This is a genomic window from Kitasatospora sp. NPDC001547, from assembly GCF_042894165.1.
Classification (GTDB): domain Bacteria; phylum Actinomycetota; class Actinomycetes; order Streptomycetales; family Streptomycetaceae; genus Kitasatospora.
The window spans coordinates 21,665-47,139 of record NZ_JBIAVL010000027.1; the positions used below are offsets into that span (position 1 = coordinate 21,665).

At 71.6% G+C, this 25,475-nt stretch carries 21 protein-coding genes and 1 pseudogene; 18 read left to right on the forward strand and 4 right to left on the reverse strand.

Features of this window, described 5'->3' with window-relative positions; translation table 11 throughout:
* Window positions 1-139: 139 nt before the first annotated feature.
* Complete coding sequence (locus ACFY0X_RS32050) at window positions 140-1,240, reverse strand: hypothetical protein (RefSeq protein WP_387759853.1); 1,101 nt, start codon at window positions 1,238-1,240, stop codon at window positions 140-142.
* Window positions 1,241-1,376: 136 nt separating this feature from the next.
* Between ACFY0X_RS32050 and metH the strand changes: the two genes are divergently transcribed.
* The 3 genes from metH (at window position 1,377) to ACFY0X_RS32065 (ending at window position 7,559) form a co-directional block, all read left to right on the forward strand.
* Window positions 1,377-4,889 carry a methionine synthase gene (gene metH, locus ACFY0X_RS32055; RefSeq protein WP_387759855.1) on the forward strand — a complete coding sequence of 1,171 codons (3,513 nt, stop codon included), beginning with the start codon at window positions 1,377-1,379 and terminating at the stop codon, window positions 4,887-4,889.
* 139 nt (window positions 4,890-5,028) lie between these two features.
* Entirely contained in the window at window positions 5,029-5,733 is a 705-nt protein-coding gene (locus ACFY0X_RS32060) for an HAD family hydrolase (protein ID WP_387759856.1), read from the forward strand.
* A 221-nt stretch (window positions 5,734-5,954) separates the two neighbouring features.
* On the forward strand, window positions 5,955-7,559 hold the full coding sequence (locus ACFY0X_RS32065; protein ID WP_387759857.1) for an ABC transporter substrate-binding protein: 1,605 nt from the start codon (window positions 5,955-5,957) through the stop codon (window positions 7,557-7,559).
* Between the two features lie 96 nt (window positions 7,560-7,655).
* Here the strand turns inward: ACFY0X_RS32065 and ACFY0X_RS32070 are convergent, their stop codons facing one another.
* Both ACFY0X_RS32070 and ACFY0X_RS32075 read right to left on the reverse strand, forming a co-directional pair.
* On the reverse strand, window positions 7,656-8,327 hold the full coding sequence (locus ACFY0X_RS32070; RefSeq protein ID WP_188299078.1) for a response regulator transcription factor: 672 nt from the start codon (window positions 8,325-8,327) through the stop codon (window positions 7,656-7,658).
* On the reverse strand, window positions 8,328-9,230 hold the full coding sequence (locus ACFY0X_RS32075) for a RecB family exonuclease (protein WP_387759858.1): 903 nt from the start codon (window positions 9,228-9,230) through the stop codon (window positions 8,328-8,330).
* Between the two features lie 166 nt (window positions 9,231-9,396).
* On the opposite strand from ACFY0X_RS32075, the gene ACFY0X_RS32080 reads away from it, so the two are divergent.
* The 3 genes from ACFY0X_RS32080 to ACFY0X_RS32090 all read left to right on the forward strand — a co-directional run bounded on the left by ACFY0X_RS32080 (window position 9,397) and on the right by ACFY0X_RS32090 (window position 12,371).
* Entirely contained in the window at window positions 9,397-10,608 is a 1,212-nt protein-coding gene (locus ACFY0X_RS32080; RefSeq protein ID WP_387759859.1) for a site-2 protease family protein, read from the forward strand.
* Window positions 10,609-10,667: 59 nt separating this feature from the next.
* Window positions 10,668-11,627, forward strand: coding sequence for a tRNA (adenine-N1)-methyltransferase (locus ACFY0X_RS32085; RefSeq protein WP_387759860.1), 960 nt, complete (start codon window positions 10,668-10,670; stop codon window positions 11,625-11,627).
* Between the two features lie 129 nt (window positions 11,628-11,756).
* Window positions 11,757-12,371 (forward strand): hypothetical protein, encoded by a 615-nt coding sequence (locus ACFY0X_RS32090; protein ID WP_387759861.1) that lies wholly within the window; start codon window positions 11,757-11,759, stop codon window positions 12,369-12,371.
* A gap of 8 nt (window positions 12,372-12,379) precedes the next feature.
* Here ACFY0X_RS32090 and ACFY0X_RS32095 read toward each other — a convergent pair whose 3' ends face one another.
* Window positions 12,380-12,682 carry a ferredoxin gene (locus ACFY0X_RS32095; RefSeq protein WP_387759863.1) on the reverse strand — a complete coding sequence of 101 codons (303 nt, stop codon included), beginning with the start codon at window positions 12,680-12,682 and terminating at the stop codon, window positions 12,380-12,382.
* A gap of 286 nt (window positions 12,683-12,968) precedes the next feature.
* Here ACFY0X_RS32095 and arc point away from each other — a divergent pair, with 286 nt between their 5' ends.
* The 12 genes and pseudogenes from arc (at window position 12,969) to ACFY0X_RS32155 (ending at window position 25,452) form a co-directional block, all read left to right on the forward strand.
* On the forward strand, window positions 12,969-14,735 hold the full coding sequence (gene arc / locus ACFY0X_RS32100; RefSeq protein ID WP_387759865.1) for a proteasome ATPase: 1,767 nt from the start codon (window positions 12,969-12,971) through the stop codon (window positions 14,733-14,735).
* Between the two features lie 228 nt (window positions 14,736-14,963).
* Window positions 14,964-16,475, forward strand: a complete 1,512-nt coding sequence (gene dop / locus ACFY0X_RS32105) for a depupylase/deamidase Dop (RefSeq protein WP_387759866.1) — start codon at window positions 14,964-14,966, stop codon at window positions 16,473-16,475.
* Window positions 16,476-16,649: 174 nt separating this feature from the next.
* On the forward strand, window positions 16,650-16,868 hold the full coding sequence (locus ACFY0X_RS32110) for a ubiquitin-like protein Pup (RefSeq protein WP_355250385.1): 219 nt from the start codon (window positions 16,650-16,652) through the stop codon (window positions 16,866-16,868).
* Between the two features lie 133 nt (window positions 16,869-17,001).
* Window positions 17,002-17,079, forward strand: a pseudogene (locus tag ACFY0X_RS32115) (recombination endonuclease VII); the annotation flags it as partial.
* Complete coding sequence (gene prcB / locus ACFY0X_RS32120; RefSeq protein WP_387759925.1) at window positions 17,076-17,873, forward strand: proteasome subunit beta; 798 nt, start codon at window positions 17,076-17,078, stop codon at window positions 17,871-17,873. The pseudogene ACFY0X_RS32115 and the gene prcB, both read left to right, overlap by 4 nt.
* A 31-nt stretch (window positions 17,874-17,904) precedes the next feature.
* Window positions 17,905-18,660: a proteasome subunit alpha gene (gene prcA, locus ACFY0X_RS32125; protein WP_359819840.1), complete on the forward strand. Its 756-nt coding sequence runs from the start codon at window positions 17,905-17,907 to the stop codon at window positions 18,658-18,660.
* Between the two features lie 121 nt (window positions 18,661-18,781).
* Entirely contained in the window at window positions 18,782-20,143 is a 1,362-nt protein-coding gene (gene pafA / locus ACFY0X_RS32130; RefSeq protein WP_387759868.1) for a Pup--protein ligase, read from the forward strand.
* Between the two features lie 124 nt (window positions 20,144-20,267).
* Window positions 20,268-21,257 carry an FKBP-type peptidyl-prolyl cis-trans isomerase gene (locus tag ACFY0X_RS32135; RefSeq protein ID WP_387759869.1) on the forward strand — a complete coding sequence of 330 codons (990 nt, stop codon included), beginning with the start codon at window positions 20,268-20,270 and terminating at the stop codon, window positions 21,255-21,257.
* 214 nt (window positions 21,258-21,471) lie between these two features.
* On the forward strand, window positions 21,472-22,782 hold the full coding sequence (locus ACFY0X_RS32140) for an FKBP-type peptidyl-prolyl cis-trans isomerase (RefSeq protein WP_387759871.1): 1,311 nt from the start codon (window positions 21,472-21,474) through the stop codon (window positions 22,780-22,782).
* A 132-nt stretch (window positions 22,783-22,914) separates the two neighbouring features.
* Window positions 22,915-23,325: an FKBP-type peptidyl-prolyl cis-trans isomerase gene (locus ACFY0X_RS32145; protein ID WP_387759872.1), complete on the forward strand. Its 411-nt coding sequence runs from the start codon at window positions 22,915-22,917 to the stop codon at window positions 23,323-23,325.
* A 199-nt stretch (window positions 23,326-23,524) separates the two neighbouring features.
* A complete protein-coding gene (locus tag ACFY0X_RS32150; protein WP_387759873.1) occupies window positions 23,525-24,499 on the forward strand; it encodes a helix-turn-helix transcriptional regulator in 975 nt (324 codons plus the stop codon).
* Entirely contained in the window at window positions 24,496-25,452 is a 957-nt protein-coding gene (locus ACFY0X_RS32155; RefSeq protein WP_387759875.1) for a helix-turn-helix transcriptional regulator, read from the forward strand. Before ACFY0X_RS32150 ends, ACFY0X_RS32155 begins: the two co-directional genes overlap by 4 nt.
* Window positions 25,453-25,475: the final 23 nt, after the last annotated feature.

A 25,475-nucleotide genomic window follows, 5' to 3' on the forward strand; every position in this document is an offset into this window, starting at 1 on the left:
GGGAGCGGACGGCCGGGATCCACCGGATATCGGAAGGCCCCGGGCTGACGGTTCGTCAGCCACCGGTTCGGGTGCGGACCGTGCCCGTCCGGTGGCGCGGAGCGACGGGGCGGCCGGGTGCCGGGCGCTCGGGCACCCTTCAGGGCGTGCCCACCCAGCCGCTGCGGTACGCCGCCCAGTGCTCCGGCAGCGAGGCGAAGTCCACGTACAGCGCGACGCCGAAGTTGGCCCGCCGCCGGTCCTCCCGGCCCAGGCCCAGTCGCACGCCCCGGACGGCGGCCCGGACGGTCTCGGCGTCGCCCCAGTGGCCCCACTTGTCGTCCCAGTAGAACGGCAGGCCCATCAGCAGGTCCACGTCGGCCGGGGTGGACCGCAGCGCGAGTTCGGTCTGCCGGGCGACGTAGCCGCCGTACAGCGGCTCGGTGGGCATCGAGGTGTCGTAGCTCATCACCGCGATCTGGTCGACCCGGCGGGCGGTCTCGGTGAAGTACGCCCGGTCCCACCACTTGCCGTGGTCGGTGAGCAGGATGCCGGCCGTGTGCAGGCCCGGGACCGGGTCGATCTGCGGGGCCGCCACCGACAGCTGGGCGCCGCGCGCCGCGGTGACCGGCCGGACCTGGTCGAGCAGGGCCAGCCAGCCGGCCGAACCGGGGCGGATCGGCTCCATGTCGAAGTGCACGCCGTCGAAGCCGAGGTCCAGCACCTGCCGGGCGGAGGCGGTCACCCGGTCCCGGGTGGGCGCGTCCTCCAGGTCCAGGGCGTCCTTCTCCGGCTTGACCTCGTCACCCAGCCAGCTCTGCAGCCGCACGCCCGGCAGCGCCCGGTGGACGGCGTCGGTGAACCAGCGACCCCGGGGGTGGACGGCGGGCGGCAGCGAGCCGTCGTGCTCCAGCGGGCCGGTGTGCACGTACAGGTCCCGGATGCCGGTGCCGGCCAGCTGCCGGACCAGCGCGGCCACGTCGGCCTCGGTCTTGCGGCCGTCCACCCAGGCGTGGCCGAGCCAGAGCGCGTCCCGGCCGCGGGTACGGGCGTCGGCGGCGGGCTCGCCGGTGTAGTGCAGCCGGAACACCACGAACGCCGAGCCCAGCGCGGTGGCCGGGACGGCCGCCACCAGCACCAGCACCAGCAGGGCCCGGCGCCACCGGGACCAGGCCCGCCAGCGGTCGCGCAGCATGCGGAACGGGGCCGTCACGGCCCGGCCGACACGCTGCGCGGAGGTCCGGAATCTGGTCACGCGCATGCTCCCCCTCGCGATCGAGCGCTCAGGATACGGAATGGCACGGCGGGCCGACCGGTGGGCCGGATACCCTGGCCACGTGCGCGCCCGACCAAGCGGGTGCGCAAAGCCGACAGCCGTCGCACCAGGGAGAAGCCCCATGGCCACAGCAGCCACCCCGTCCATCACTCAGCAGAGCCGCGCGAACGCGTTGCGTGAAGCGCTCGCCACCCGGGTGGTGGTCGCCGACGGTGCCATGGGCACCATGCTCCAGGCGCAGGACCCGACGCTGGAGGACTTCCAGAACCTCGAAGGCTGCAACGAGGTCCTCAACATCACCCGCCCGGACATCGTCCGGTCCGTCCACGAGGCCTACTTCGGGGTGGGCGTGGACTGCGTGGAGACCAACACCTTCGGCGCCAACTTCAGCGCGCTGGGCGAGTACGAGATCTCCGAGCGGATCTTCGAGCTGTCCGAGTCCGGCGCCCGGATCGCCCGCGAGACGGCCGACGCCCACACCGCCGCCGACGGCCGCGTCCGCTGGGTGCTGGGCTCGATCGGCCCCGGCACCAAGCTGCCGACCCTCGGCCACGCCCCGTACGCGACGCTGCGCGACGGCTTCCAGCAGAACGCGGCCGGGCTGATCGCCGGCGGTGCCGACGCGCTGCTGGTGGAGACCAGCCAGGACCTGCTGCAGACCAAGGCCGCCATCCTGGGCTCCAAGCGGGCCCTGGCCGAGGCCGGGCTCGACCTGCCGGTGCTGGTGCAGGTGACGGTGGAGACCACCGGCACCATGCTGCTCGGCTCCGAGATCGGCGCCGCGCTCACCGCGCTGGAGCCGCTGGGCGTGGACTACATCGGCCTCAACTGCGCCACCGGCCCGGCCGAGATGAGCGAGCACCTGCGCTACCTGGCCAAGAACGCCCGGATCGGCCTGTCCTGCATGCCGAACGCGGGCCTGCCGGTGCTCGGCAAGGACGGCGCCCACTACCCGCTCTCCCCGGCCGAACTGGCCGACGCCCACGACGTGTTCACCCGCGAGTACGGCCTCTCGCTGGTCGGCGGCTGCTGCGGCACCACCCCCGAGCACCTGCGCCAGGTGGTCGAGCGGGTCCAGGGCCGTCCGATCGCCCCGCGCGACCCGCGGCCGGAGCCCTCGGCGGCCTCGCTGTACCAGGCGGTGCCGTTCCGCCAGGACACCTCCTACCTGGCGATCGGCGAGCGCACCAACGCCAACGGCTCCAAGAAGTTCCGCGAGTCGATGCTGGCCGGCGACTGGCAGGCCTGCGTGGAGATCGCCCGCGACCAGATCCGGGACGGCTCCCACCTGCTGGACCTCTGCGTGGACTACGTCGGCCGCGACGGCGTCGCCGACATGAAGGAGATCGCCGGCCGACTGGCCACCGCCTCCACCCTGCCGATCGTGCTGGACTCCACCGAGCCGCCCGTGCTGCGGGCCGGCCTGGAGGCGCTCGGCGGCCGCGCGGTGCTCAACTCGGTCAACTACGAGGACGGCAACGCCCCCGACTCGCGCTTCGGCCGGATCGCCTCGCTGGCCCGCGAGCACGGCGCCGGCCTGATCGCGCTGACCATCGACGAGCAGGGCCAGGCCCGCACCGCCGAGGCGAAGGTCGCGATCGCCGAGCGGCTGATCGCCGAACTCACCACCGACTACGGCATCGACGAGGGCTCGATCCTGGTCGACTGCCTCACCTTCACCCTGGCCACCGGCCAGGAGGAGTCCCGCCGGGACGGCATCGAGACCATCGAGGCGATCCGCGAGCTCAAGCGCCGCCACCCCGGGGTGCAGACCACGCTCGGCCTGTCGAACATCTCCTTCGGCCTCAACCCGGCCGCCCGGGTGGTGCTCAACTCGGTCTTCCTGCACGAGTGCGTGGAGGCCGGCCTGGACTCGGCGATCGTGCACGCCTCCAAGATCCTGCCGATCTCCCGGATCCCGGAGGACCAGCGCGAGGCCGCGCTCGACCTGGTCTACGACCGCCGCCGGGACGGCTACGACCCGCTGCAGCGCCTCCTGGAGCTGTTCGAGGGCGTCTCCGCCGCCTCGGTCAAGGCCTCCAAGGCCGAGGAGCTGGCCGCGCTCCCGCTGGAGGAGCGGCTGCAGCGCCGGATCATCGACGGCGAGCGGAACGGCCTGGAGGCCGACCTGGACGAGGCGCTGGCCGGGCGCCCGGCGCTGGAGATCATCAACGACACCCTGCTGGCCGGCATGAAGGTGGTCGGCGAGCTGTTCGGCTCGGGCCAGATGCAGCTGCCGTTCGTGCTCCAGTCCGCCGAGGTGATGAAGACCGCGGTGGCCCACCTGGAGCCGCACATGGAGAAGTCCGACAGCGAGGGCAAGGGCACCATCGTGCTGGCCACCGTCAAGGGCGACGTCCACGACATCGGCAAGAACCTGGTCGACATCATCCTGTCCAACAACGGCTACAACGTGGTCAACCTGGGCATCAAGCAGCCGGTCTCGGCGATCCTGGACGCCGCGCAGGAGCACAACGCGGACGTCATCGGGATGTCCGGGCTGCTGGTGAAGTCCACCGTGATCATGAAGGAGAACCTGGAGGAGCTGAACCAGCGCAAGCTGGCCGCGAGCTACCCGGTGATCCTCGGCGGCGCCGCGCTCACCCGGGCCTACGTCGAGCAGGACCTGCACGAGATCTACGAGGGCGAGGTCCGCTACGCCCGGGACGCCTTCGAGGGCCTGCGGCTGATGGACGCGCTGATCGCGGTCAAGCGCGGCGTGCCCGGCGCGGCCCTGCCGGAGCTCAAGCAGCGCCGGCACGCCCGGGTCGAGGTGGAGGAGCCGGAGCCCGAGGTCAACCTCGGCCAGATCCGCTCCGACGTCGCGGTCGACAACACCGTGCCGACCCCGCCGTTCTGGGGCGACCGGATCGTCAAGGGCATCCCGTTCGCCGACTACGCCTCCTGGCTGGACGAGGACGCGCTGTTCAAGGGGCAGTGGGGCCTGAAGGCCTCCCGCACCGGCGACGGCCCCTCGTACGAGGAGCTGGTGGAGACCGAGGGCCGGCCGCGGCTGCGGGCCTGGCTGGACCGGCTGCAGACCGAGGGCTGGCTGGAGGCGGCCGTGGTCTACGGCTACTACCCGGCCAACTCCAAGGGCGACGACCTGATCGTCTTCCACGAGGACGGCACCGAGCGCACCCGCTTCACCTTCCCGCGCCAGCGGCGCGGGCGCCGGCTCTGCCTGGCCGACTTCTTCCGCCCGGAGGAGTCCGGGGTGCGGGACGTCGTCGGCCTCCAGGTGGTCACCATGGGCAACCGGATCTCGGAGGCGGCCAACGAGCTGTTCGCCGGCAACTCCTACCGGGACTACCTGGAGCTGCACGGCCTGTCGGTGCAGCTGGCCGAGGCGCTGGCCGAGTTCTGGCACGCGCGGGTCCGCTACGAGCTGGGCTTCTCCGGCGAGGACCCGCAGGACGTCAAGGACATGTTCGCGCTCAAGTACCGCGGCGCCCGCTTCTCGCTCGGCTACGGGGCCTGCCCCGAGCTGGAGGACCGCGCCAAGATCGCCGAGCTGCTGAAGCCGGAGCGGATCGGCGTGGTGCTCTCCGAGGAGTTCCAGCTGCACCCGGAGCAGTCCACCGACGCGATCGTGATCCACCACCCCGAGGCGAAGTACTTCAACGCCCGGTAACGCCCGGTTCGTGCCGCGTTCGCTCCTTCCGGGCGAAGCGGGCGTATCCTGGATGATCCTGAACGGGCCGGTCCGCTCACCAGCGGGCCGGCCCGTGCCTTCCCCGGAACGCCCCGGGCCTGCCGGAAGGACACCTGCCATGACGACCAGCCCCACCTCCGCGCGCATCCTCGACCACGGGGACGACCGCGGGCTCCAGGCGGTGCTGCTGGACATGGACGGGACGCTGGTGGACACCGAGGACTTCTGGTGGCAGGCCGAGGCCTCGCTCTTCGCCGAGCTGGGCCACGAGCTGGACGAGGCGGACCGCGCCCACGTGGTCGGCGGCCCGATGGCCAGGGTGATGGACTACCTGGTCGCCCGGACCGGGGCGGACATCGCGCCGGCCGACCTCGGCGTGCTGGTCAACCAGCGCTTCGTCGACCTGCTGGCAGGCGGGGTGCCGCTCATGCCGGGCGCCGAACGGCTGCTCAACACCCTTGCCGCGCACGGCATCCCGGCCGCCATGGTGTCCGCCTCGCACCGGCACGTGATCGACATCGTGCTGCGCTCGCTGGGCGCCCACCACTTCGCCTTCACCATCGGCGGGGACGAGGTGCCGCGCACCAAGCCGTTCCCGGACCCGTACCTGGAGGCGGCCCGGCGGCTGGGGGCGGACCCGGCCCGCTGCGTGGTGATCGAGGACACCCCGACCGGGGTGCGGGCGGGCGAGGCGGCCGGCTGCCCGGTGATCGCGGTGCCCTCGGTGGCGGCGATCGAGCCGGCTCCGGGGCGGCTGGTGCTGCCCTCGCTGGAGCGGGTCGACCTCGACCTGTTGCGCTCCCTGGTCACCTCGCGAGTGTGATTGTCGTCTCATTGCGACCCGGCCTTACTGGCCGGTAAGCGACCTCGCGGGCCTCCGGGACGAAGCCGTCGGGGGAGAAAACGGGCATTGGCTGACAACTCGTCGGGCGTGCCGTGATGCCCTGAACCACCGTGTCCCAAACGTCATCTGCACGGGTACCGGTCGTGCGTGTTCGATGTGGCACGCTACTCCAGTTCGTGCCACCCAGAAGGACGCGCCTCGTGAAGACTTCAGCTGAACGCCTGGCAGTACTCGGTTGCGCCGGCCTGGTCGCCGTGTCGGTGGCGGGCTGCGGATCGGTGACCGACGTGGTCAAGGGGGACAGCGGCAAGTCCATCACCATGGGCACCAGCCAGCTGACCGGTGTCCTGGACCCGGCCGCCGCCTACGACTCCGGATCCTGGCTGTTGCTGCGCAACACCTTCCAGTCGCTGCTCACCTTCCAGGCCGCGGCCAGCTCGCCCTCCCCGGACGCCGCGCAGTCCTGCGAGTTCACCAGCGCCGAGGCCACCGAGTACCACTGCACCCTGAAGCCCGGCCTGAAGTTCTCCAACGGTCACCCGATGACCGCCCAGGACGTGGTCTACTCGATCGAGCGCACCAAGAAGATCAACGACCCGAACGGCCCGGTCGAACTGCTCGACTCGATCAAGTCCGTCGAGGCCAAGGGCGACAACGAGGTGCTCTTCCACCTCTCCGCGCCCGACGCCACCCTGCCGGCGAAGCTGGCGACCCCGGCCGGCGCCATCGTGGACCACCAGGCCTACCCCGCCGACAAGCTCGTCGCCAACGACAAGCTGATCGGCTCCGGCCCGTACCGCATCGACTCGGTCGAGAACCTGAACGGCGGCAAGCAGCTGGGCAAGGTCGTGCTGTCGGCCAACGACAAGTACGGCGGCGAGGCCAAGCTGCGGAACAACAAGTTCACCGTCCGGTACTTCGACAAGTCGGAGGACCTGAAGGCCGCGCTGGACCGGAGCGAGGTCGACCTCACCGACAACAGCCTGGAGCCGAACACCGCCGCCCAGGTCCGCTCCGACCAGCAGGGCGGCAAGACCGACCTCCAGGTGACCGAGGGCGACAGCAACGACACCCGTTCGCTGGTCCTCAACACCAAGGACCCGCTGATGAGCAACGTCGCCGTCCGCCAGGCCATCGCCCAGATGATGGACCGCAAGGCGCTGGCCCGCGACGTCTTCGCCCGCACCGTCCAGGCGCTCTACTCCATGGTCCCGGCCGGGCTGCCCGGCCACAGCACGGCCTTCTTCGACCGCTACGGCGACCAGGACGTCAACAAGGCCAAGAAGATCCTGACCGACGCCAAGGTCCAGACCCCGGTCAAGTTCACCCTCACCTGGTCCCGTTCGCGGGCCGGCAGCAACGAGGCCGAGACGCTGAAGAAGCAGCTGGAGACCGGCGGCCTCTTCCAGGTGACGCTCGCCCAGGAGCCGGACTGGGACTCGTACCGCAAGGGCTGGGCCGAGAGCAAGTACCAGGCGTACGTCATCGGCTGGTTCGCCGACTACCCGGACCCGGACAACTACCTCGCCCCGCTGCTGGTCAACGGCGGTGCCTACCACCACGGTTGGGACGACCCGCGGATCAGCGGCAAGCTGGTGCCGGACGGCCTCAAGCAGACCGACCGCAGCGCCGCGGCCGCCACCTACGCGCAGATCCAGCAGATCGAGGCCGAGAACGTGCCGCTGGTCCCGCTGTACCAGAACAAGTCCTTCTTCGCGGCCCGCTCGTACGTCACCGGCGTCGAGTCCACCGTCGACACCACCGGCTACTTCCGCTTCTGGGAGATCAGCCGGACCAACAAGTAGCGCCCGCAGCACGGCGGCCCGCCCGCTTCCCCGTCGGTACGGGGGAGCGGACGGGCCGCCGTCGTGTTCCGGCGGCCCCGCGGGGCCGCCACGGGCCTACAGGGCGCCCGGGCGCACCAGCCCGCTCTCGTAGGCGTACACGGCCGCCTGGACCCGGTCGCGCAGCTGGAGCTTGGTCAGCACATGGCCCACGTGCGTCTTGACGGTGGTCTCGCTGACGAACAGCTCGGCCGCGATCTCCGCGTTCGACAGCCCGCGCGCCACCAGCTTCAGCACCTCCAGCTCCCGCTCGGTCAGCGCGCTCAGCGCCTGCGGCGGCGCCTCGTCGCCCGAGGGCAGCTTGGTGGCGTACATGTCCAGCAGCCGGCGGGTGATGCTCGGCGCCAGCATCGCCGCGCCGTCCGCGACCACCCGGATCGCCTGCACCAGCTCCTCGGCCGGGACGTCCTTCAGCAGGAAGCCGCTGGCGCCCGCGCGCAGCGCCTCCACCACGTACTCGTCCAGGTCGAAGGTGGTCAGCACCAGCACCTTGGCCGGGCCGTCCCGCCCCGGGCCGGCGATCCGGCGGGTCGCCTCGACGCCGTCCATCCTGGGCATCCGGATGTCCATCAGCACCACGTCGGGCTGCAGCGCCCGCACCTGGTCCAGCGCCTGCTGGCCGTCGCCGGCCTCCCCGACCACCACGAGGTCGGACTCGGCTTCCAGGATCATCCGGAAACCGGTGCGCAGCAGCGGCTGGTCGTCGACCAGCAGCACTCGGATCGTCACCTAGGACTCCTTGCTCATCGGATCCCCCGTGGGATCACTCTCATCCGACGTACGGGCCGGCGGCACCGGCAGCGGGTACGGCGGCGGGGTGCCGCCGAACTCCGGGCAGCTGGCCTGGTGGTCGCACCAGTCGCAGAGGCGGTTGCGGGTGGCCGGGAAGTCCCCGGTGGCCACCGCCAGGCCGATCCGCTCCCACAGTGCCTGGAGCTTGCGCTCCACGGCGAGCAGGTCCGCCTCGTCCGGGTCGTAGCTGACCACGTCCCCGCCCCCGCCGAGGTAGACCAGCTGGAGGCGCTTGGGAATCACGCCCTTCCAGCGCCACACCACCAGCGCGTAGAACTTCATCTGGAACATCGCCTTGCCCTCGAAGTCCCGCGAGGGCGCCCGGCCGGTCTTGTAGTCCACCAGCCGGACCTCACCGGTCGGGGCGACGTCCACCCGGTCGATGTAGCCGCGCAGCAGCAGCCCCGACTCCAGGGCCGTCTCCACGTAGAGCTCCCGCTCCACCGGGTGCAGCCGGGTCGGGTCCTCCAGCCGGAACCACTGGCCGACCAGCTTCTCGGCGTCCGCCAGCCAGCGGGTCAGCGCCGCGCCGTCCGGGTCCTCCGGGAACAGCGAGGCCAGCTCCGGGCGCTCGCCCAGCAGCCGCTCCCACTGCGGGCGCAGCAGGCCCAGCGCCCGCTCCGGCGTCCGCTCGGCCGCCGGGCTGTCGAACAGCCGCTCCAGCACGGCGTGCACCAGCGTGCCCCGGGTCGCCGCCGAGCTCGGCGGCTCGGGCAGCCGGTCGATCACCCGCAGCCGGTACAGCAGGGGACAGGTGAGGAAGTCCCCCGCTCGGGACGGCGAGAGGCCGGTCGGGGGTGCCGCCGGGCGCGCGGCGGCACTGCTGGTCTCGGTGTGCATGGCTACGACCCTATTGCCCTTCGCTGTCATCCCGCTGCCACGGTGCTGCCACAGCCGCGGCCGAGTGGGTAGGAAACCGGGAGGAGGGCCGCGCAGCGCCGGACGGCCGCGATCACGTAGCGTGGGCGCACCGGGCACGACGGGGGAGACGACCGAAGGGATCACGGTGAGCGACAGCAGGGGGCAGCAGCCCTCCGACCGGCCACCGCAGGCGGAAGACGGGCGTCCGGCCGCGCCGCCGCCCGAGCGCCGCGGCGGCATCCTGATGGGCCGCCCCTTCGGTGTGCCCGTCTACGTCACCCCCTCCTGGTTCGTCATCGCCGCGCTGATCACCTGGGTGTTCGGCGGGCAGCTTGGCGAGGTGCTGCCCGACCTCGGCGGTGCCCGCTACCTGGTCGCGTTCCTCTTCGCGGTCGCCTTCTACGCCTCCGTCCTGGTGCACGAGCTCGCCCACACCCTGGTCGCGCTGCGCTACCGGCTCGGGGTGCGGCGGATCCAGCTCCAGTTCTTCGGGGGCGTCTCCGAGATCGAGAACGAGGCGGAGACCCCCTGGCGGGAGTTCTGGCTGGCCTTCGTCGGCCCGCTGCTCTCGCTGCTGCTCGGCGGCGTGTTCTACCTCGCGGTGCGGGCGGTGGAGCTGTCCACCGTGCCCGGGGTGCTGCTCACCGGCCTGATGGTCTCCAACCTGGTGGTCGCCGCCTTCAACCTGCTGCCGGGCCTGCCGCTGGACGGCGGGCGGATGCTGCGCGCGGTCGTCTGGGCGGTCAGCGGCAAGCCGATGACCGGCACGGTGGCCGCCGCCTGGGTCGGCCGCGGGCTGGCCGTCGCCGTGCTGGTCGGCCTGCCGCTGCTGAGCGCCGCCCGCGGCGTCGAGCGCACCACCACCGACACCCTGGTGGACGCGGTGCTGGCCGCGGTGCTCGCCGCGATCATCTGGAACGGCGCCACCGGCAGCCTGCGCAACGCCCGGCTCAAGGCGGTGCTGCCCGGCCTGCGGCTGCGCGAGCTGGCCCGGCGGGCCGTCGAGGTCACCGCCGACACCCCGCTCGGCGAGGCGCTGCGCCGGGCCCGCGAGGCCCAGGCCGGCGCGGTGATCGTGGTGGACGGCCGGGGCGAGCCGATCGCCCTCGTACGGGAGTCCGCGGTCCGGTCGGTGCCCGAGCACCGCCGCCCCTGGGTGGCGGTCGGCCCGCTCGCCCGGGACCTGGAACCCGGGCTGCGGCTGAGCGCCGACCTCGGCGGCGAGGACCTGCTGCGGGCCGTCCAGACCACCCCGGCGGGGGAGTACCTGGTCGTCGAGCCGGACGGCCGGGTGTACGGCGTCGCCTCGCTCAGCGACATCGAACAGCGGCTCACCGCCGCCGTCACCGGCCGCTGACCGCCGCCGACGATCACCCGCGTCCGGCGGGCCGGTCCGCTTCCCTTAGGATTGGCCGCATGTCCGAACCGACCGGTGCCGCCCGCCGACGCGGGCCCTTCCAGGTCGGGGACCAGGTCCAGCTGACCGACCCCAAGGGTCGCCACTACACGTTCACGCTCCAGGCCGGGAACCAGTTCCACACCCACAAGGGTGCGTTCCCCCACGACGAGCTGATCGGCGCCCCCGAAGGCACGGTCGTGCGCACCACGGGTAACGTCCCGTACCTCGCGCTGCGCCCCCTGCTCCCCGACTACGTCCTGTCCATGCCGCGCGGCGCCGCCGTGATCTACCCCAAGGACGCGGGGCAGATCCTGGCGATGGCCGACATCTTCGCGGGCGCCCGCGTGGTCGAGGCCGGTGTCGGCTCGGGCGCGCTCAGCACGTACCTGCTGCGCGCCGTGGGCGAGCAGGGCATGCTGGCCTCCTACGAGCGCCGGCAGGACTTCGCCGACATCGCCCGGGGGAACGTCGAGCGCTACTTCGGCGGCCCGCACCCGGCGTGGAAGCTGACCGTCGGCGACCTCCAGGACAACCTGGTCGAGACCGACGTCGACCGCGTCATCCTCGACATGCTGGCTCCCTGGGAGTGCCTGGACGTCGCCTCCCGGGCGCTCGTCCCCGGCGGCCTCATCTGCTGCTACGTGGCCACCACCACGCAGATGTCGAAGACCGTCGAGGCGCTGCGCGACCACGGCACCTTCACCGAGCCGCAGGCCTGGGAGACCATGGTCCGCACCTGGCACCTGGAGGGCCTGGCGGTCCGCCCGGACCACCGGATGATCGGCCACACCGGCTTCCTGCTCACCGCCCGCCGCCTGGCGGACGGCGTGGAGCCGCCGCTGCGCCGCCGCCGTCCGGCCAAGGGCGCGTACGGCGAGGACTACGACAACGGCTCCCCCGAGCCCTCCCTCCAGGAGCGCGCCGCCGCCCGCAAGGCCGCCCGCGCCACGGAGGCGGACCAGCCCGACCTGGGCTGAGCCCCGGACCCACGGAAGGGGTGGTACGAGCGCTCTGCTCGTACCACCCCCTTCCTCTTCGGCCGTGGACGCCGTGTGGGACGATGCTCGCTCACGCCCTGGCGCTTGGAGCTCTGGAGGGGACGCCTGGTGGAGACCGCGGTCGGGACGACGACGGCGACGGCTGGACAGCACGGACCGCGGGGCCGCTCCGGACCCGGGCGCGCGCGCACCGCCCCCTGGCACTGGGCCGTCGCCCTGGCCGGCTGCGGCGCGGTGGTGGGGGCCGCTCTGGCCGCCTCCCCGGCCACCGGCACCCCGGTCCCCGCGCACGGCACCCCCCAGGCCCTCGCCGCGACCGCGGCCCCCGATCCGGCCCGGGCCCAACTTCCTCTGGACTGCGGCCCGTTCCCGGTGAAGACGGCGCTCAGCGTGCCCGCCCGGCTCGGCGACGGGCGCCCCGGCACGGTGGTGGCCGCGCACTGCGCCACCGAGACCGGCACCCCGCCGGACGCCGTCTTCCTGCTCGGCTTCGGCCCGGGAGAGCGCCCGGAGGTCGTGGCCACCCTGCTCGCCGAGCGCGAGAACCTCACCGTGAGCCGGATAGCGGTGCGTTCGGACGGCGCCATCACCGGCCACGCCCAGGGGTATTCCAGCGAGGACGTGCCGCGGTTCCGGCCCGACATCTCACTCGACCTCACCTGGACGCGCAAGGGCGGCGGCTGGGACCTCTCCCAGACCGCCGCCCCGGTCTCCGCCGTGTGACGGACCGGCTACTGCGCGTCCGGCCCGTACACCTCGACCCGGTCGGCGACCCGGCGCACGTGGATGCAGTCGCCGGGGCACTCCTTCGCCGAGTCCACCACGTCCTGAAGGATCGTCAGCGGCACCGGGGCGGTCTCCCCGGGCTGCTGGCGCAGCTCGTCGTCCGGCCCCTTCACGTAGGCCAGCCCGTCGATGTCGAGTTCGAAGACCTCGGGTGCGTACTGCGCGCAGATGCCGTCGCCGGTGCACAGATCCTGGTCGATCCACACCTCCAGCGCCTCGGCCGCCGCCGTCTGCTCGGTCACCGACATGGTCCCCTGCCGTTTCTGTCCCGGGTCGCCCCTATTCCTGGAGCAATCCCGCCATTCGTACAACGATCGGACCCAGACTCGTGGTCGCGATCGGATATCGCTTCGGTCGACGATACATCTGGCCCGCTTTGGGCGGTGCGCGGTGGGTATCCCAGTTAGCAGAGGGGAAGCACGCTGGGGCGAAGATCGGACACGCCCGTTCCATCTTTCTTGATCTAGGGGTTTACGGACCCCTGGTCCCAGGTAGGGTCTGGAAGCGTCCAGCTCCCCGGAGGAGGTGAGGACCGTGGCAGCCCACGATGACGACTACAACCGCAGCACCGGCAGGCCCGCTCGTGGTTCCGACGAGGCCGCTCAGGTCTCGTACCTTGAGCAGGAAATCGCCGTGTTGCGCCGCAAGCTCGCCGACTCGCCGCGCAATTCGAGGATCCTCGAAGAGCGGATCGTCGAGCTCCAGACCAACCTGGCGGGCGTGACCGCCCAGAACGACCGGCTCGCCTCCACCCTGCGTGAGGCCCGCGACCAGATCGTGGCCCTCAAGGAGGAAGTGGACCGGCTGGCACAGCCCCCGGCCGGCTTCGGCACCTTCCTCGACGCGAACGAGGACGGCACCGCGGACATCTTCACCGGCGGGCGGAAGCTCCGCGTGAACGTCAGCCCCAACGTCGCCCTCGACGAGGTGCGGCGCGGCCAGGAAGTGATGCTCAACGAGGCCCTCAACATCGTGGACGCGATGGCCTTCGAGAACATCGGCGAGATCGTCACCCTCAAGGAACTCCTGGAGGACGGCGAGCGCGCCCTGGTCCTGGGGCACACCGACGAGGAGCGCGTGGTGCGCCTCGCCGAGCCGCTGCGCGGGCTGACCATCCGGGCGGGCGACGCCCTGCTGCTGGAGCCCCGCTCCGGCTACGTGTTCGAGGTCGTGCCGAAGTCCGAGGTCGAGGAGCTGGTCCTCGAGGAGGTCCCGGACATCGACTACCGGCAGATCGGCGGCCTGAGCAACCAGATCGAGCAGATCCGCGACGCGGTCGAGCTGCCCTACCTGCACGCCGACCTCTTCAAGGAGTACGAGCTGCGCCCGCCCAAGGGCGTGCTGCTCTACGGCCCGCCCGGCTGCGGCAAGACGCTGATCGCCAAGGCGGTCGCCAACTCGCTGGCCAAGAAGGTCGCCGAGGTCACCGGCCGCCCCCAGGGGAAGAGCTACTTCCTCAACATCAAGGGCCCCGAGCTGCTCAACAAGTACGTGGGCGAGACCGAGCGGCAGATCCGCCTGGTCTTCCAGCGGGCCCGGGAGAAGGCGAGCGAGGGCACGCCCGTCATCGTCTTCTTCGACGAGATGGAGTCGCTGTTCCGCACCCGCGGTTCCGGCGTCAGCTCGGACGTGGAGAACACCATCGTCCCGCAGCTGCTCGCCGAGATCGACGGCGTGGAGGGGCTGGAGAACGTCATCGTCATCGGCGCCTCGAACCGCGAGGACATGATCGACCCGGCGATCCTGCGGCCCGGCCGCCTGGACGTCAAGATCAAGATCGAGCGCCCGGACGCCGAGGCCGCGAAGGACATCTTCTCCAAGTACCTCAAGGACTCGCTGCCGTTCCACCCGGACGACCTCAAGGAGCACGACGGCTCCGTCGAGGCGACGGTGGCGGCGATGATCCAGTCGGTGGTGGAGCGGATGTACTCCGAGACCGAGGAGAACCGCTTCCTGGAGGTCACCTACGCCAACGGTGACAAGGAGGTCCTGTACTTCAAGGACTTCAACTCCGGCGCGATGATCCAGAACATCGTCGACCGCGCGAAGAAGATGGCCATCAAGGACTTCCTCGACCACGGTCAGCGCGGTCTGCGCGTCTCCCACCTGCTCGCCGCCTGCGTGGACGAGTTCAAGGAGAACGAGGACCTCCCGAACACCACCAACCCGGACGACTGGGCCCGCATCTCCGGCAAGAAGGGCGAGCGGATCGTCTTCATCCGCACGCTGGTCACCGGCAAGCAGGGCGCCGAGTCCGGCCGCTCCATCGACACTGTCGCCAACACGGGGCAGTACCTGTAAGCACGCGGTTGTCCGGGCCGGCAGCGGTCCCCGGAGCTGTACGCACCCCGTCCGGCTGTGGCGCCTCGCGGCCCCGCAGCCGGACGGCGCGTCTCCGGGCCCGCCGCTCGGCGCCGGGTTCTAGGCTCGACCCACCGTCCGCGGGCAGAGGCCCGGCGTCGGTGTTGTTCGGCGGTACGTCAGAGTGCGCCGCCCGTCGGGGGCGGTGCACCGGGCAAGGAGGGCCGCATGACCGTACGGCGAGTGATGGGCATCGAGACCGAGTACGGGATCTCCGTGCCGGGGCACCCCAACGCCAACGCCATGCTCACCTCGTCCCAGATCGTCAACGCGTACGCGGCGGCGATGCACCGGGCACGGCGGGCCCGCTGGGACTTCGAGGAGGAGAATCCGCTGCGCGACGCACGGGGGTTCGACCTGGCCCGCGAGGTCGCGGACGCCAGCCAGCTGACCGACGAGGACATCGGCCTCGCCAACGTCATCCTCACCAACGGGGCCCGGTTCTACGTGGACCACGCGCACCCCGAGTACAGCTCGCCCGAGGTGACCAACCCCCGCGACGCGGTGCTCTGGGACAAGGCCGGCGAGCGGATCATGGCCGCCGCCGCGCAACGCGCGCTGGAGCTGCCCAACGGGCAGAACATCCACCTGTACAAGAACAACACCGACAACAAGGGCGCCTCCTACGGCACCCACGAGAACTACCTGATGAAGCGGGCGACACCGTTCGCCGACATCGTCCGCCACCTCACCCCGTTCTTCGTCTCCCGCCAGGTGGTCACCGGCGCCGGCCGGGTCGGCATCGGCCAGGACGGCTCGGCGCACGGCTTCCAGCTCAGCCAGCGGGCGGACTACTTCGAGGTCGAGGTCGGCCTGGAGACGACGCTCAAGCGCCCGATCATCAACACCCGCGACGAGCCGCACGCGGACGCCGAGAAGTACCGCCGGCTGCACGTGATCATCGGGGACGCCAACCTCTCCGAGATCTCCACCTACCTCAAGCTGGGGACCACCTCGCTGGTCCTGTCGATGATCGAGGACTCGTTCATCGCCGCGGACCTCGCCGTCGACCAGCCGGTGCGCACCCTGCACCGGGTCTCCCACGACCCGACCCTCAAGCACCTGATCACCCTGCGCAACGGGCGCCGGCTCACCGCCGTCCAGCTCCAGCTGGAGTACTTCGAGCTGGCCCGCAAGTACGTCGAGGACCGCTTCGGCACCGACGCGGACGAGCAGACGGTGGACGTGCTGACGCGCTGGGAGGACGTCCTGGGGCGGCTGGAGCGCGACCCGATGTCGCTCTCCCGGCAGCTGGACTGGGTCGCCAAGCGGGAGATCCTGGAGGGCTACCGCAGCCGGGACGCCCTGGAGTGGGACAACCCGCGGCTGCACCTGGTCGACCTCCAGTACAGCGACGTACGGCCCGAGAAGGGGCTCTACAACCGCCTGGTGGCCCGCGGGCGGTTCGAGCGGCTGCTCACCGAGGACGAGGTCGAGCGGGCCGTCTCCAAGCCGCCGGAGGACACCCGGGCGTACTTCCGCGGGCGCTGCCTGGAGCAGTACGCGGAGCACGTCGCGGCGGCCTCCTGGGACTCGGTGATCTTCGACCTGCCGGGACGGGACTCGTTGCAGCGGGTGCCCACCCTGGAACCGCTGCGCGGCACCCGCAACCACGTCAAGGCGCTGCTGGACCGCTGTCGCACGGCCGAGGACCTGCTCCGGGTGCTGTCCGGCGGGTAACTTTTCGATCACCACGGGTGAACGTCCGCCGAATGGGAATCATCCGGGGTGGCAGCGGGTGTTGGACAGGAAGCGCCACCGGCAAACCGGGAGCGGCAGTCGCACCCTGTGTATAGGGTCGTTGCAGCGAGCAGCGACCGAACCGTGCCAGACGAATCGAGCGGGGTGAGGGAAATGGCGGGCAAGGACACCGGCGGCGGCCAGCAGCGGGCGAACCGTTCCTCCGAGGAGGTCGAGGAGCAGGCCGCGGAAAGCCAGAATTCCGAGGACCTCAAGGAGCGCCAGGAAAAGCTGAGCGACGACGTGGACGCGGTGCTGGACGAAATCGACGAGGTCCTCGAGTCGAATGCCGAGGATTTCGTGCGCGGATTCGTCCAGAAGGGCGGGCAATAGCCCGGCACCGGGCATTTCGAATTCACGGTCGCGACCGTCCGGGGCGGCCGGGCGGCGAGCACCGCCCGGCCGCCCGGCACCGGCCCCACCACCCGTGGACAGTGATCGTCGGGCGGGTAGGGTGCGGGCAGCGCGCGCTTCAAGCTACCTGGAAGGAATCGTGTGGAAGCCAACACTCGTGGCACCGGGCGTCTACCGGCTGCCTTCCTGACCCCGGGGTCGTCCTCGTTCATCGACTTCCTCGCCGAGCACCGGCCGGAGCTGGTCCCCGGCCACCGCGGGCTCCCGGAGGGGGCCGTGGTCGAGGCCCCGCACGGGACCACCATCGTGGCCGCGGTGTTCGACGGCGGCGTGGTGATCGCGGGTGACCGCCGGGCCACGATGGGCAACGTGATCGCCCAACGCGACATGGAGAAGGTCTTCCCGGCCGACGAGTTCAGCGCGGTCGGCGTCGCCGGCACCGCGGGCCTCGCGATCGAGATGGTCCGGCTGTTCCAGCTGGAGCTGGAGCACTACGAGAAGATCGAGGGCGCCACGCTCTCCCTGGAGGGCAAGGCGAACCGGCTCACCACCATGATCCGGGGCAACCTGGGCATGGCGATGCAGGGCCTCGCCGTGGTGCCGCTGTTCGCCGGCTACGACCTGGACCTCGGCCGCGGCCGGATCTTCAACTACGACGTCACCGGCGGACGGTCCGAGGAGCGCGGCTTCACCGCCACCGGCTCGGGCTCGGTCTTCGCCCGCGGCTCGATGAAGAAGCTCTACCGCGACGACCTGACGGCCGACCAGGCCGTCACCATGGTCGTCCAGGCGCTCTACGACGCGGCGGACGACGACTCCGCCACCGGCGGCCCGGACCTCGCCCGCAGGATCTTCCCGATCGTCTCGCTGATCACCGAGGACGGCTTCCGCCGGCTCACCGAGGAGGAGGTCACGGAGGTCGTCGTGGCCATCACCGACGAGCGCCTGGCCCGGCCCAACGGTCCGCAGGCCCCGCTGATCTAGCCACCACCTCACAGGAAGGGGACGACCGCCGGTGTCGACACCGTTCTACGTCTCACCCCAGCAGGCCATGGCGGACCGCGCGGAGTACGCCCGCAAGGGCATCGCGCGCGGCCGCAGCGTGGTCGTGCTCACCTACGCCGACGGCATCGTCTTCGTCGCGGAGAACACCTCCAGGGCGCTCCACAAGGTCTCCGAGATCTACGACAAGATCGCCTTCGCGGCGGTCGGCCGCTACAACGAGTTCGAGAACCTGCGCATCGGCGGCGTCCGCTACGCCGACCTGCGCGGCTACTCCTACGACCGGGCCGACGTCACGGCCCGGGGCCTGGCCAACGTGTACGCCCAGACCCTGGGCACGATCTTCTCCTCGGTCGGCGAGAAGCCGTACGAGGTCGAGCTGATCGTGGCCGAGGTCGGCCGCACCCCCGACAACGACCAGATCTACCGGCTCACGCCGGACGGCTCGGTCGTGGACGAGAAGAACTACGTGGTGGTCGGCGGCAACGCCGACTCGATCGGCAACTACCTGGGCCAGCGCCACCGGGCCGGCCTGAGCCTCACCGAGGCGGTGAAGGTCGCGGTGGACTCGCTCGCCCGCGACCCCAACGGGGGCAGCCCGCGCAGCCTCACGCCGGAACAGCTGGAGGTGGCGGTCCTCGACCGCCAGCGGTTCCAACAGCGCAAGTTCAAGCGGATCCTGGGCAACCAGCTGGGCCGGCTGCTCGACGGGGACCAGTCCGCCGAGGCGGACGACGAGGACGACCCGGCGGACGGCACGCCGGTGTAGCAGTGCCTGCGGAGTCCCGTGCGGCGGCCCTGCCGCCGCCGTCCGGGACTCCGGTGCCCCTGCGGCGGCCCAGTCGTCGTGGAGGCGGTTTCGGACAGCTCCGACAGAGAATGGAGTGCTCATGGACCGCCGGATTTTCGGGCTGGAGAACGAGTACGGCGTGACCTGCACGTTCCGCGGGCAGCGACGGCTGTCCCCGGACGAGGTGGCGCGGTACCTGTTCCGCCGGGTCGTCTCCTGGGGCCGCAGCAGCAACGTCTTCCTGCGCAACGGCGCCCGCCTCTACCTCGACGTCGGCTCCCACCCCGAGTACGCCACCCCCGAGTGCGACGACGTCGTCGAGCTGGTGACGCACGACAAGGCCGGCGAGCGCATCCTCGAAGGGCTCCTCGTGGACGCCGAGCGGCGGCTGCACGAGGAGGGCATCGCGGGGGACGTCTACCTCTTCAAGAACAACACCGACTCGGCCGGCAACTCCTACGGCTGCCACGAGAACTACTGCGTGGCCCGGCACGGCGAGTTCTCCCGGCTGGCCGACGTGCTGATCCCGTTCCTGGTCACCCGCCAGCTGATCTGCGGCGCGGGCAAGGTGCTGCAGACCCCGCGCGGCGCGGTGTTCTGCGTCAGCCAGCGGGCCGAGCACATCTGGGAGGGCGTCAGCTCGGCGACCACCCGCTCGCGTCCGATCATCAACACCCGGGACGAGCCGCACGCGGACGCCGAGCGCTACCGCCGGCTGCACGTGATCGTCGGCGACTCCAACATGTCCGAGACCACGACGCTGCTCAAGGTCGGCACCACCGACCTGGTGCTGCGGCTGATCGAGGCCGGCGTGGTGATGCGCGACCTCACCCTGGAGAACCCGATCCGGGCGATCCGCGAGGTGAGCCACGACCTCACCGGCACCCACCAGGTGCGGCTCGCCAACGGCCGGGAGGCCAGCGCGCTGGACATCCAGGAGGAGTACTACACCAAGGCCCTGGAGTTCGCCGACCGCAAGGGGATCAACACCGGCACCGTCGCCCGGGTGCTCGACCTGTGGGGCCGCACCCTGGAGGCCGTCCGCACCGAGCGGCTGGACGGGGTGGCCCAGGAGATCGACTGGATCATGAAGTACAAGCTCATCGAGCGCTACCGCGAGAAGCACCAGATGAGCATGTCCAACCCGCGGGTGGCCCAGATCGACCTCGCGTACCACGACATCCACCGCCGCCGCGGCCTGTTCTACCTGCTCCAGGGCAAGGGCCAGGCGCAGCGGGTGACCACCGACCTCAAGACCTTCGAGGCCAAGTCGATCCCGCCGCAGACCACCCGGGCCCGGCTGCGCGGGGACTTCATCCGCCGGGCGCAGGAGCAGCGCCGGGACTTCACGGTGGACTGGGTGCACCTGAAGCTGAACGACCAGGCGCAGCGCACGGTGCTGTGCAAGGACCCGTTCCGTTCGGTGGACGAGCGGGTGGAGAAGCTGATCGCGGGGATGTAGCCGCGAACCGGCGTGGTCAAGGCGGCGGCCGGCCCCGGTGGTGTCTACCGGGGCCGGCCGCGTGCCGGGCATACGCTGTCCGTCGAGTCCGGAGAGCCGACTTCGACCGACAGTTAGGACCACCGTGCGCCGCACCGCCGGTTTGCTTCTCACCCTGCCGTTGCTGCTCGCGGTCGCCTGCAGCAGCTCACCCAAGGCGGCCGGCCCGTCGTCGCCCTCCCCGGCGAGTGCCGCCCCGACGGTGCCCGCGCCGGTCGGCGAGGCGTCGCCGATGCCCACGCTCTCGGGCGGCGGATTCGGCAGCAAGGCCACCATCACCATCCCCGAGGGCCAGCAGCCCAGCGGCCAGTTCGTGGTGAACACGGTCACCGAGGGCGAGCGCACGACCGTCGACAAGGGCGACTGGGTGACGGTCAACTACACCGCCAAGGACTGGACCACGGGCAAGGACCTGCCCAGCTCGTACGACGCCAACGGCAAGCCGCAGCTCTACCAGGCCGGCAGCGGGCAGCTGGTGCCGGCGCTGGACCAGAGCGTGATCGGGAAGAAGGTGGGCAGCCGGCTGCTGGTGGTGGCCCCGCCCTCGGCCGCCTTCGGCGAGCAGGGCTCCACCCAGCTGGGCGTCAACAACGGCGACACCGTGGTGTTCGTGCTGGACGTCATGGAGAGCCTGCCGCCGGACTCCACGCTGAGCGGGGCGATGACCGAGCCGGCCGCGACGCTGCCGCAGGTGAAGGACAACGGCAAGGCGCCGGCGACGATCACCGTCCCGGCCGGGCAGGCCGCGCCCACCGACCTCCAGCAGGCGGTGCTGATCAAGGGCGAGGGCAAGCAGGTCAAGAGCGGGCAGACCCTGGTGGTGCAGTACACCGGGGTGCTGTGGGCCAACGGCCAGCAGTTCGACGCCTCCTGGACGCACGGCGGAGCGCAGGCGGTGCAGATCGGCACCGGCAGCGTGATCGAGGGCTGGGACAAGGGCCTGGTCGGGCAGAACGTCGGCAGCCGGGTGCTGCTGGTGGTGCCGCCGGCGCTCGGCTACCAGGACAAGGCGCAGGGCTCGGTGCCGGCGAACTCGACCCTGGTCTTCGTGATCGACATTCTCGAAGCGGTCTAGGTCCGGCTCTCGAAGTCACCCCGGGGATTCCGTACGCTTGGGCGGACGCTCGTACAGCGAAGCGTCCGCCCTCATCCTGAGCTGTCATACTGCCCACGCACTGTGGCAGGCGCCGCCCGGTGCCGAGGTCCGGGGCGGGCGGTGCGACCGCAGGCCGGCGTGCCCACGCCGGGCGCAGACCTGGAAGACCTCGTGGCGAGATGGATGGGGAGTCATGACTGAGAAGACGCCGAGCCCGGGCGGGGCCGGCACCGCGGCGAACGACAGCTCTGCGGGTGACCCGGCCGCCTCTCGCCCCGGCGGCCCGGTCGGGGACCGCGAGTCGATCGTCGTTCCCCCGGCGATCCTGGCGCAGCAGGCCGGCTGGGCGCAGCCCGGCGAGGCGCCGCGCGTCCAGGGCGGGACCAAGACGGACGACGCCCCGCAGATCTTCGCCTCCAACGTGCGCAAGTCCGACACCTCGGAGGCCGGGTACGACGAGAACCCGCCCGGCGTCGGCAAGCTGGGTGTGATCCTCGGCACGGTGCTGGCGGTGCTGCTGGTCGGCAGCGGCATCACGCTCTACATGGTGAACAAGGACGACTCCAAGGACACCGCCGCGGCCAAGCCGGACGCCGCCAAGACCGCGCCGCCCACGCCGACCGCCGACCCGGTGCCGCCGATCAAGGACAGCGCCAAGGTGCTGCCCACGGTCGCCGGAGACTTCGGCAAGAAGGCCGAGATCCAGGTGCCGGGCGAGGCCTCCGACGGCTCCTTCGTCGTCAAGGTGCTCACCGAGGGCACCGGCGCCAAGGTCGAGAAGAACTCCTGGACCTCGGTGGACTACACCGCCAAGGACTGGACCACCGGCAAGGACATCCCGAGCTCGTACGACGCCAACGGGAAGCCGCAGATCTTCCAGGCCGGCACCGACGCGCTGATCCCGGCCCTGGACCAGGCCGTGATCGGCAAGAAGGCCGGCAGCCGGCTGCTGGTGGTGGCCCCGCCGGCCGCCGCGTTCGGCTCCCAGGGCAAGGCCGACATGTCGATCGGCGCCAAGGACGACCTGATCTTCGTGATCGACATCCGCAACGCCAACGCGCCGGACGCCGTGGTGAGCGGGACCGTCACCCCGCCGCCGGCGGACTTCCCGCAGGTCAAGGACAACGGCAAGAAGCCGGCCGAGATCACCCCGGTGGCCGGGGCGAAGGACCCGACCGAGCTGAAGTCGCACGTCCTGATCAAGGGCACCGGGCCGAAGGTGGAGAAGGGCGAGAAGGTCGTCGTCCAGTACACCGGCGCGCTGTTCTCCAGCGGCAAGGTGTTCGACTCCTCGCTCAGCAAGGGCCAGGCGTTCACCTTCCCGGTCGGCGGCGGCCAGGTCATCCAGGGCTGGGACCAGGGCCTGGAGGGCCAGACCGTCGGCAGCCGGGTCGAGCTGGTGATCCCCGCCGCGCTGGGCTACGGCGACAAGGGCCAGGGCGACATCCCGCCCGGCGCGACGCTGGTCTTCGTGGTGGACATCCTGGACGCCGGTCAGGGCTGACCCGCTTTCGGGTGACAATGGTGCACGTGTGACCTTCGGGTCCGGCCGCGTGGCCGGGCCCGGACGGGCGGCGGGCGCCCGTACGGTGGTCCTGAGAGGGACCGGGTGCGGGCGCCCGCCGCTTGGTCGTGAATGCCAGTGAACGTGAGAAGAGGGACTGTGAGCGTCAACCTCAACGAGAAGCCCGAGATCGACTTCCCGATCGGCGACGCCCCGACGGAGCTGCAGATCCGCGACATCGTCGTCGGCGACGGCGCGGAGGCCAAGAAGGGCCAGAACGTCAGCGTCCGCTACGTCGGCGTGACCTTCGAGACCGGCGAGGAGTTCGACGCCAGCTGGAACCGGAGCCCCAACGAGTTCCGCTTCCCGCTGGGCGCCGGCCGCGTCATCAAGGGCTGGGACCAGGGCGTCGTCGGCATGAAGGTCGGCGGCCGGCGCGAGCTGACCATCCCGGCGAAGCTGGCGTACGGCGACCAGTCGCCGTCGCCGCTGATCCCGAAGGGCTCGACCCTGATCTTCGTGGTCGACCTGCTGGCCGTCTGAGCCTGCCCGCACCGTGGGCCGGACCCCTCCGGGGGCCCGGCCCACGGGCGTGTCCGGGCCCGAACGGCACGGTGCGGGCCCGGGGTGCGGGACGCGGCTTTTGCAGTGCGTACCGCTACCGGTACGGTCGGTCCCGCCGGGTGGTGAGCGCCCGGTTGGCGCACCCCGCGCGCGGCGCGGCACACCGGAAGGGTCAGCGATGGCGATCGCCAAGGCAGAGCGGCTGATGAATCTCGCCCTGTGCCTGATGAACACCAGACGTCCGCTCTCCAAGAAGGAGCTGCGGGAATCCATCGAGGCGTACCGCGAGGCCTGGCAGAACAGCAGCGAGGACGCCTTCAACCGGATGTTCGAGCGGGACAAGGACGACCTGCGCGAACTCGGCCTGGTGATCGACGTCGACGAGAGCACCCTGGACGGCGAGCTCGGCTACCTGGCCCGCGCCGACCGCAACCGGCTGCCCGAGATCGCCCTGGACGCCGAGGAGGCGGCCGCGCTGACCCTGGCCGCCCGGGTCTGGCAGCAGGCCAAGATGTCCGGCGCCGCCAGCGGAGCCCTGCAGAAGCTGCGGGCGGCCGGGGTGCCGTTCGCCGAGGCCGAGGGCCGTACCGCCCTGGAGCCGCGCATCCCCGCCCGGGAGGCCGCGTTCGAGCCGCTGCTCACCGCCGCCCGGGACCGCCGTCCGGTCACCTTCGACTACCGCAAGGCCGGTGCCGCCGCCGTCGAGCAGCGCAGCGTCGAGCCGTGGGCGCTGGAGTGCTGGCGCGGGCACTGGTACCTGGCCGGGTACGACCGCGACCGGGGCGACGCCCGGGTGTTCCGGCTCAGCCGGATCACCGGCAGGGTGAAGGCGAGGTCCGGGGCCTTCCTCGGCACCGTGCCCGAGCACGTGGACGTCCGGGCCACCGTGGCGAAGTTCGCGGGGGAGGGGGCCACCGCCACCGCGACCGTCCGGGTCCGCCGGGGCGCCGGGTTCCCGCTGCGCACCAAGGCGCTGGCCAGCACCCGGGTGGACGAGGGCTGGGACGAACTGGAGATCCCGTACGGCAACGGGCTGGGCGCGGACCTGGCCGAGTTCGGGCCGGACGTGCTGGTGCTCGGGCCGGAGGAGCTGCGGGCGGACGTGGTCGACCGGCTGCGGGCGGTCGCTGGTATCGAGGATGTGCGGGCATGAGCAATGCGATCGACCAGACGCGACGGATGCTGTCGCTGGTCACCTACCTGCGCGAGCGGCCCGGGGCCGAGGTCGCCGAGGTGGCCCGGGCGTTCGGGATCAGCGAGCGCGAGCTGATCGCCGACCTCAACGTGCTGCCGATGTGCGGCACCAGCTTCCGCGGCGGCGACCTGCTCGACATCGACACCGACGGCGAGCGGATCTGGTGGCACAACGTCGACGACGTGGCCCAGCCGCTGCGGCTGGCCGCCGACGAGGCGACCGCGCTGCTGGTGGCCGCCCGGGCGGTGGCCGGGCTGCCGGGCCTGCGGGCCGGGGACCGGGAGGCGCTCACCCGGGCCGTCGCCAAGATCGAGAACGCGGCGGGGGAGAGCGCCGAGGGCAGCGCCCGGGTCGGCGTGACCTTCGAGGCGGAGAGCCACGTCTTCGCCGACATCGACCGCGCGCTCAGCGAGGGCCGCCGGCTCTGGCTGCGCTACTACTCGCACGGGCGCGGCGGGATGACCGAGCGCGAGGTCGACCCGATCCGGCTGCTCACCGAGGGCCACACCTACCTCGAGGCCTGGTGCCGCACCTCCGAGGACCACCGGATGTTCCGGCTCGACCGGGTCGCCGAGATCCGCGTCCTGGACGTCCCGGCCGACCCGCCCCGGCGCGAGCCGCGCGACCTGAGCGGCGGGCTGGTCAACCCGGCGGCGGACGACCCCGAGGTGGTCGTCGAGGTCTCCTCCGGCGGGCGCTGGGTGGCCGAGTACTACACCCACGACCGGGCCGAGGAACTGCCCGACGGCGGGCTGCGGATCACCCTGCGCAGCGCCGACCCGTCCCAGCTGCGCCCGCTGGCGCTGCGGCTGGGCCGGGACGGCCGGATCGTCTCGCCGCCCGAGCTGGCCGAGCAGGCGCGTTCGGCCGCGCGGGAGGCGCTGGCCGCCTACGGGGAGGGGCGGGCCTGAGCGGTGGAAGCCGGGACCAGATT

Coding starts and splice junctions, on each gene's coding strand:
- ACFY0X_RS32050 (WP_387759853.1), bottom strand. CDS start 1,240: ATGCGCGTGACCAGATTCCGGACCTCCGCGCAGCGTGTCGGCCGGGCC.
- metH (WP_387759855.1), top strand. CDS start 1,377: ATGGCCACAGCAGCCACCCCGTCCATCACTCAGCAGAGCCGCGCGAAC.
- ACFY0X_RS32060 (WP_387759856.1), top strand. CDS start 5,029: ATGACGACCAGCCCCACCTCCGCGCGCATCCTCGACCACGGGGACGAC.
- ACFY0X_RS32075 (WP_387759858.1), bottom strand. CDS start 9,230: ATGCACACCGAGACCAGCAGTGCCGCCGCGCGCCCGGCGGCACCCCCG.
- ACFY0X_RS32085 (WP_387759860.1), top strand. CDS start 10,668: ATGTCCGAACCGACCGGTGCCGCCCGCCGACGCGGGCCCTTCCAGGTC.
- ACFY0X_RS32095 (WP_387759863.1), bottom strand. CDS start 12,682: ATGTCGGTGACCGAGCAGACGGCGGCGGCCGAGGCGCTGGAGGTGTGG.
- dop (WP_387759866.1), top strand. CDS start 14,964: ATGACCGTACGGCGAGTGATGGGCATCGAGACCGAGTACGGGATCTCC.
- ACFY0X_RS32110 (WP_355250385.1), top strand. CDS start 16,650: ATGGCGGGCAAGGACACCGGCGGCGGCCAGCAGCGGGCGAACCGTTCC.
- pafA (WP_387759868.1), top strand. CDS start 18,782: ATGGACCGCCGGATTTTCGGGCTGGAGAACGAGTACGGCGTGACCTGC.
- ACFY0X_RS32140 (WP_387759871.1), top strand. CDS start 21,472: ATGACTGAGAAGACGCCGAGCCCGGGCGGGGCCGGCACCGCGGCGAAC.
- ACFY0X_RS32145 (WP_387759872.1), top strand. CDS start 22,915: ATGCCAGTGAACGTGAGAAGAGGGACTGTGAGCGTCAACCTCAACGAG.
- ACFY0X_RS32150 (WP_387759873.1), top strand. CDS start 23,525: ATGGCGATCGCCAAGGCAGAGCGGCTGATGAATCTCGCCCTGTGCCTG.
- ACFY0X_RS32155 (WP_387759875.1), top strand. CDS start 24,496: ATGAGCAATGCGATCGACCAGACGCGACGGATGCTGTCGCTGGTCACC.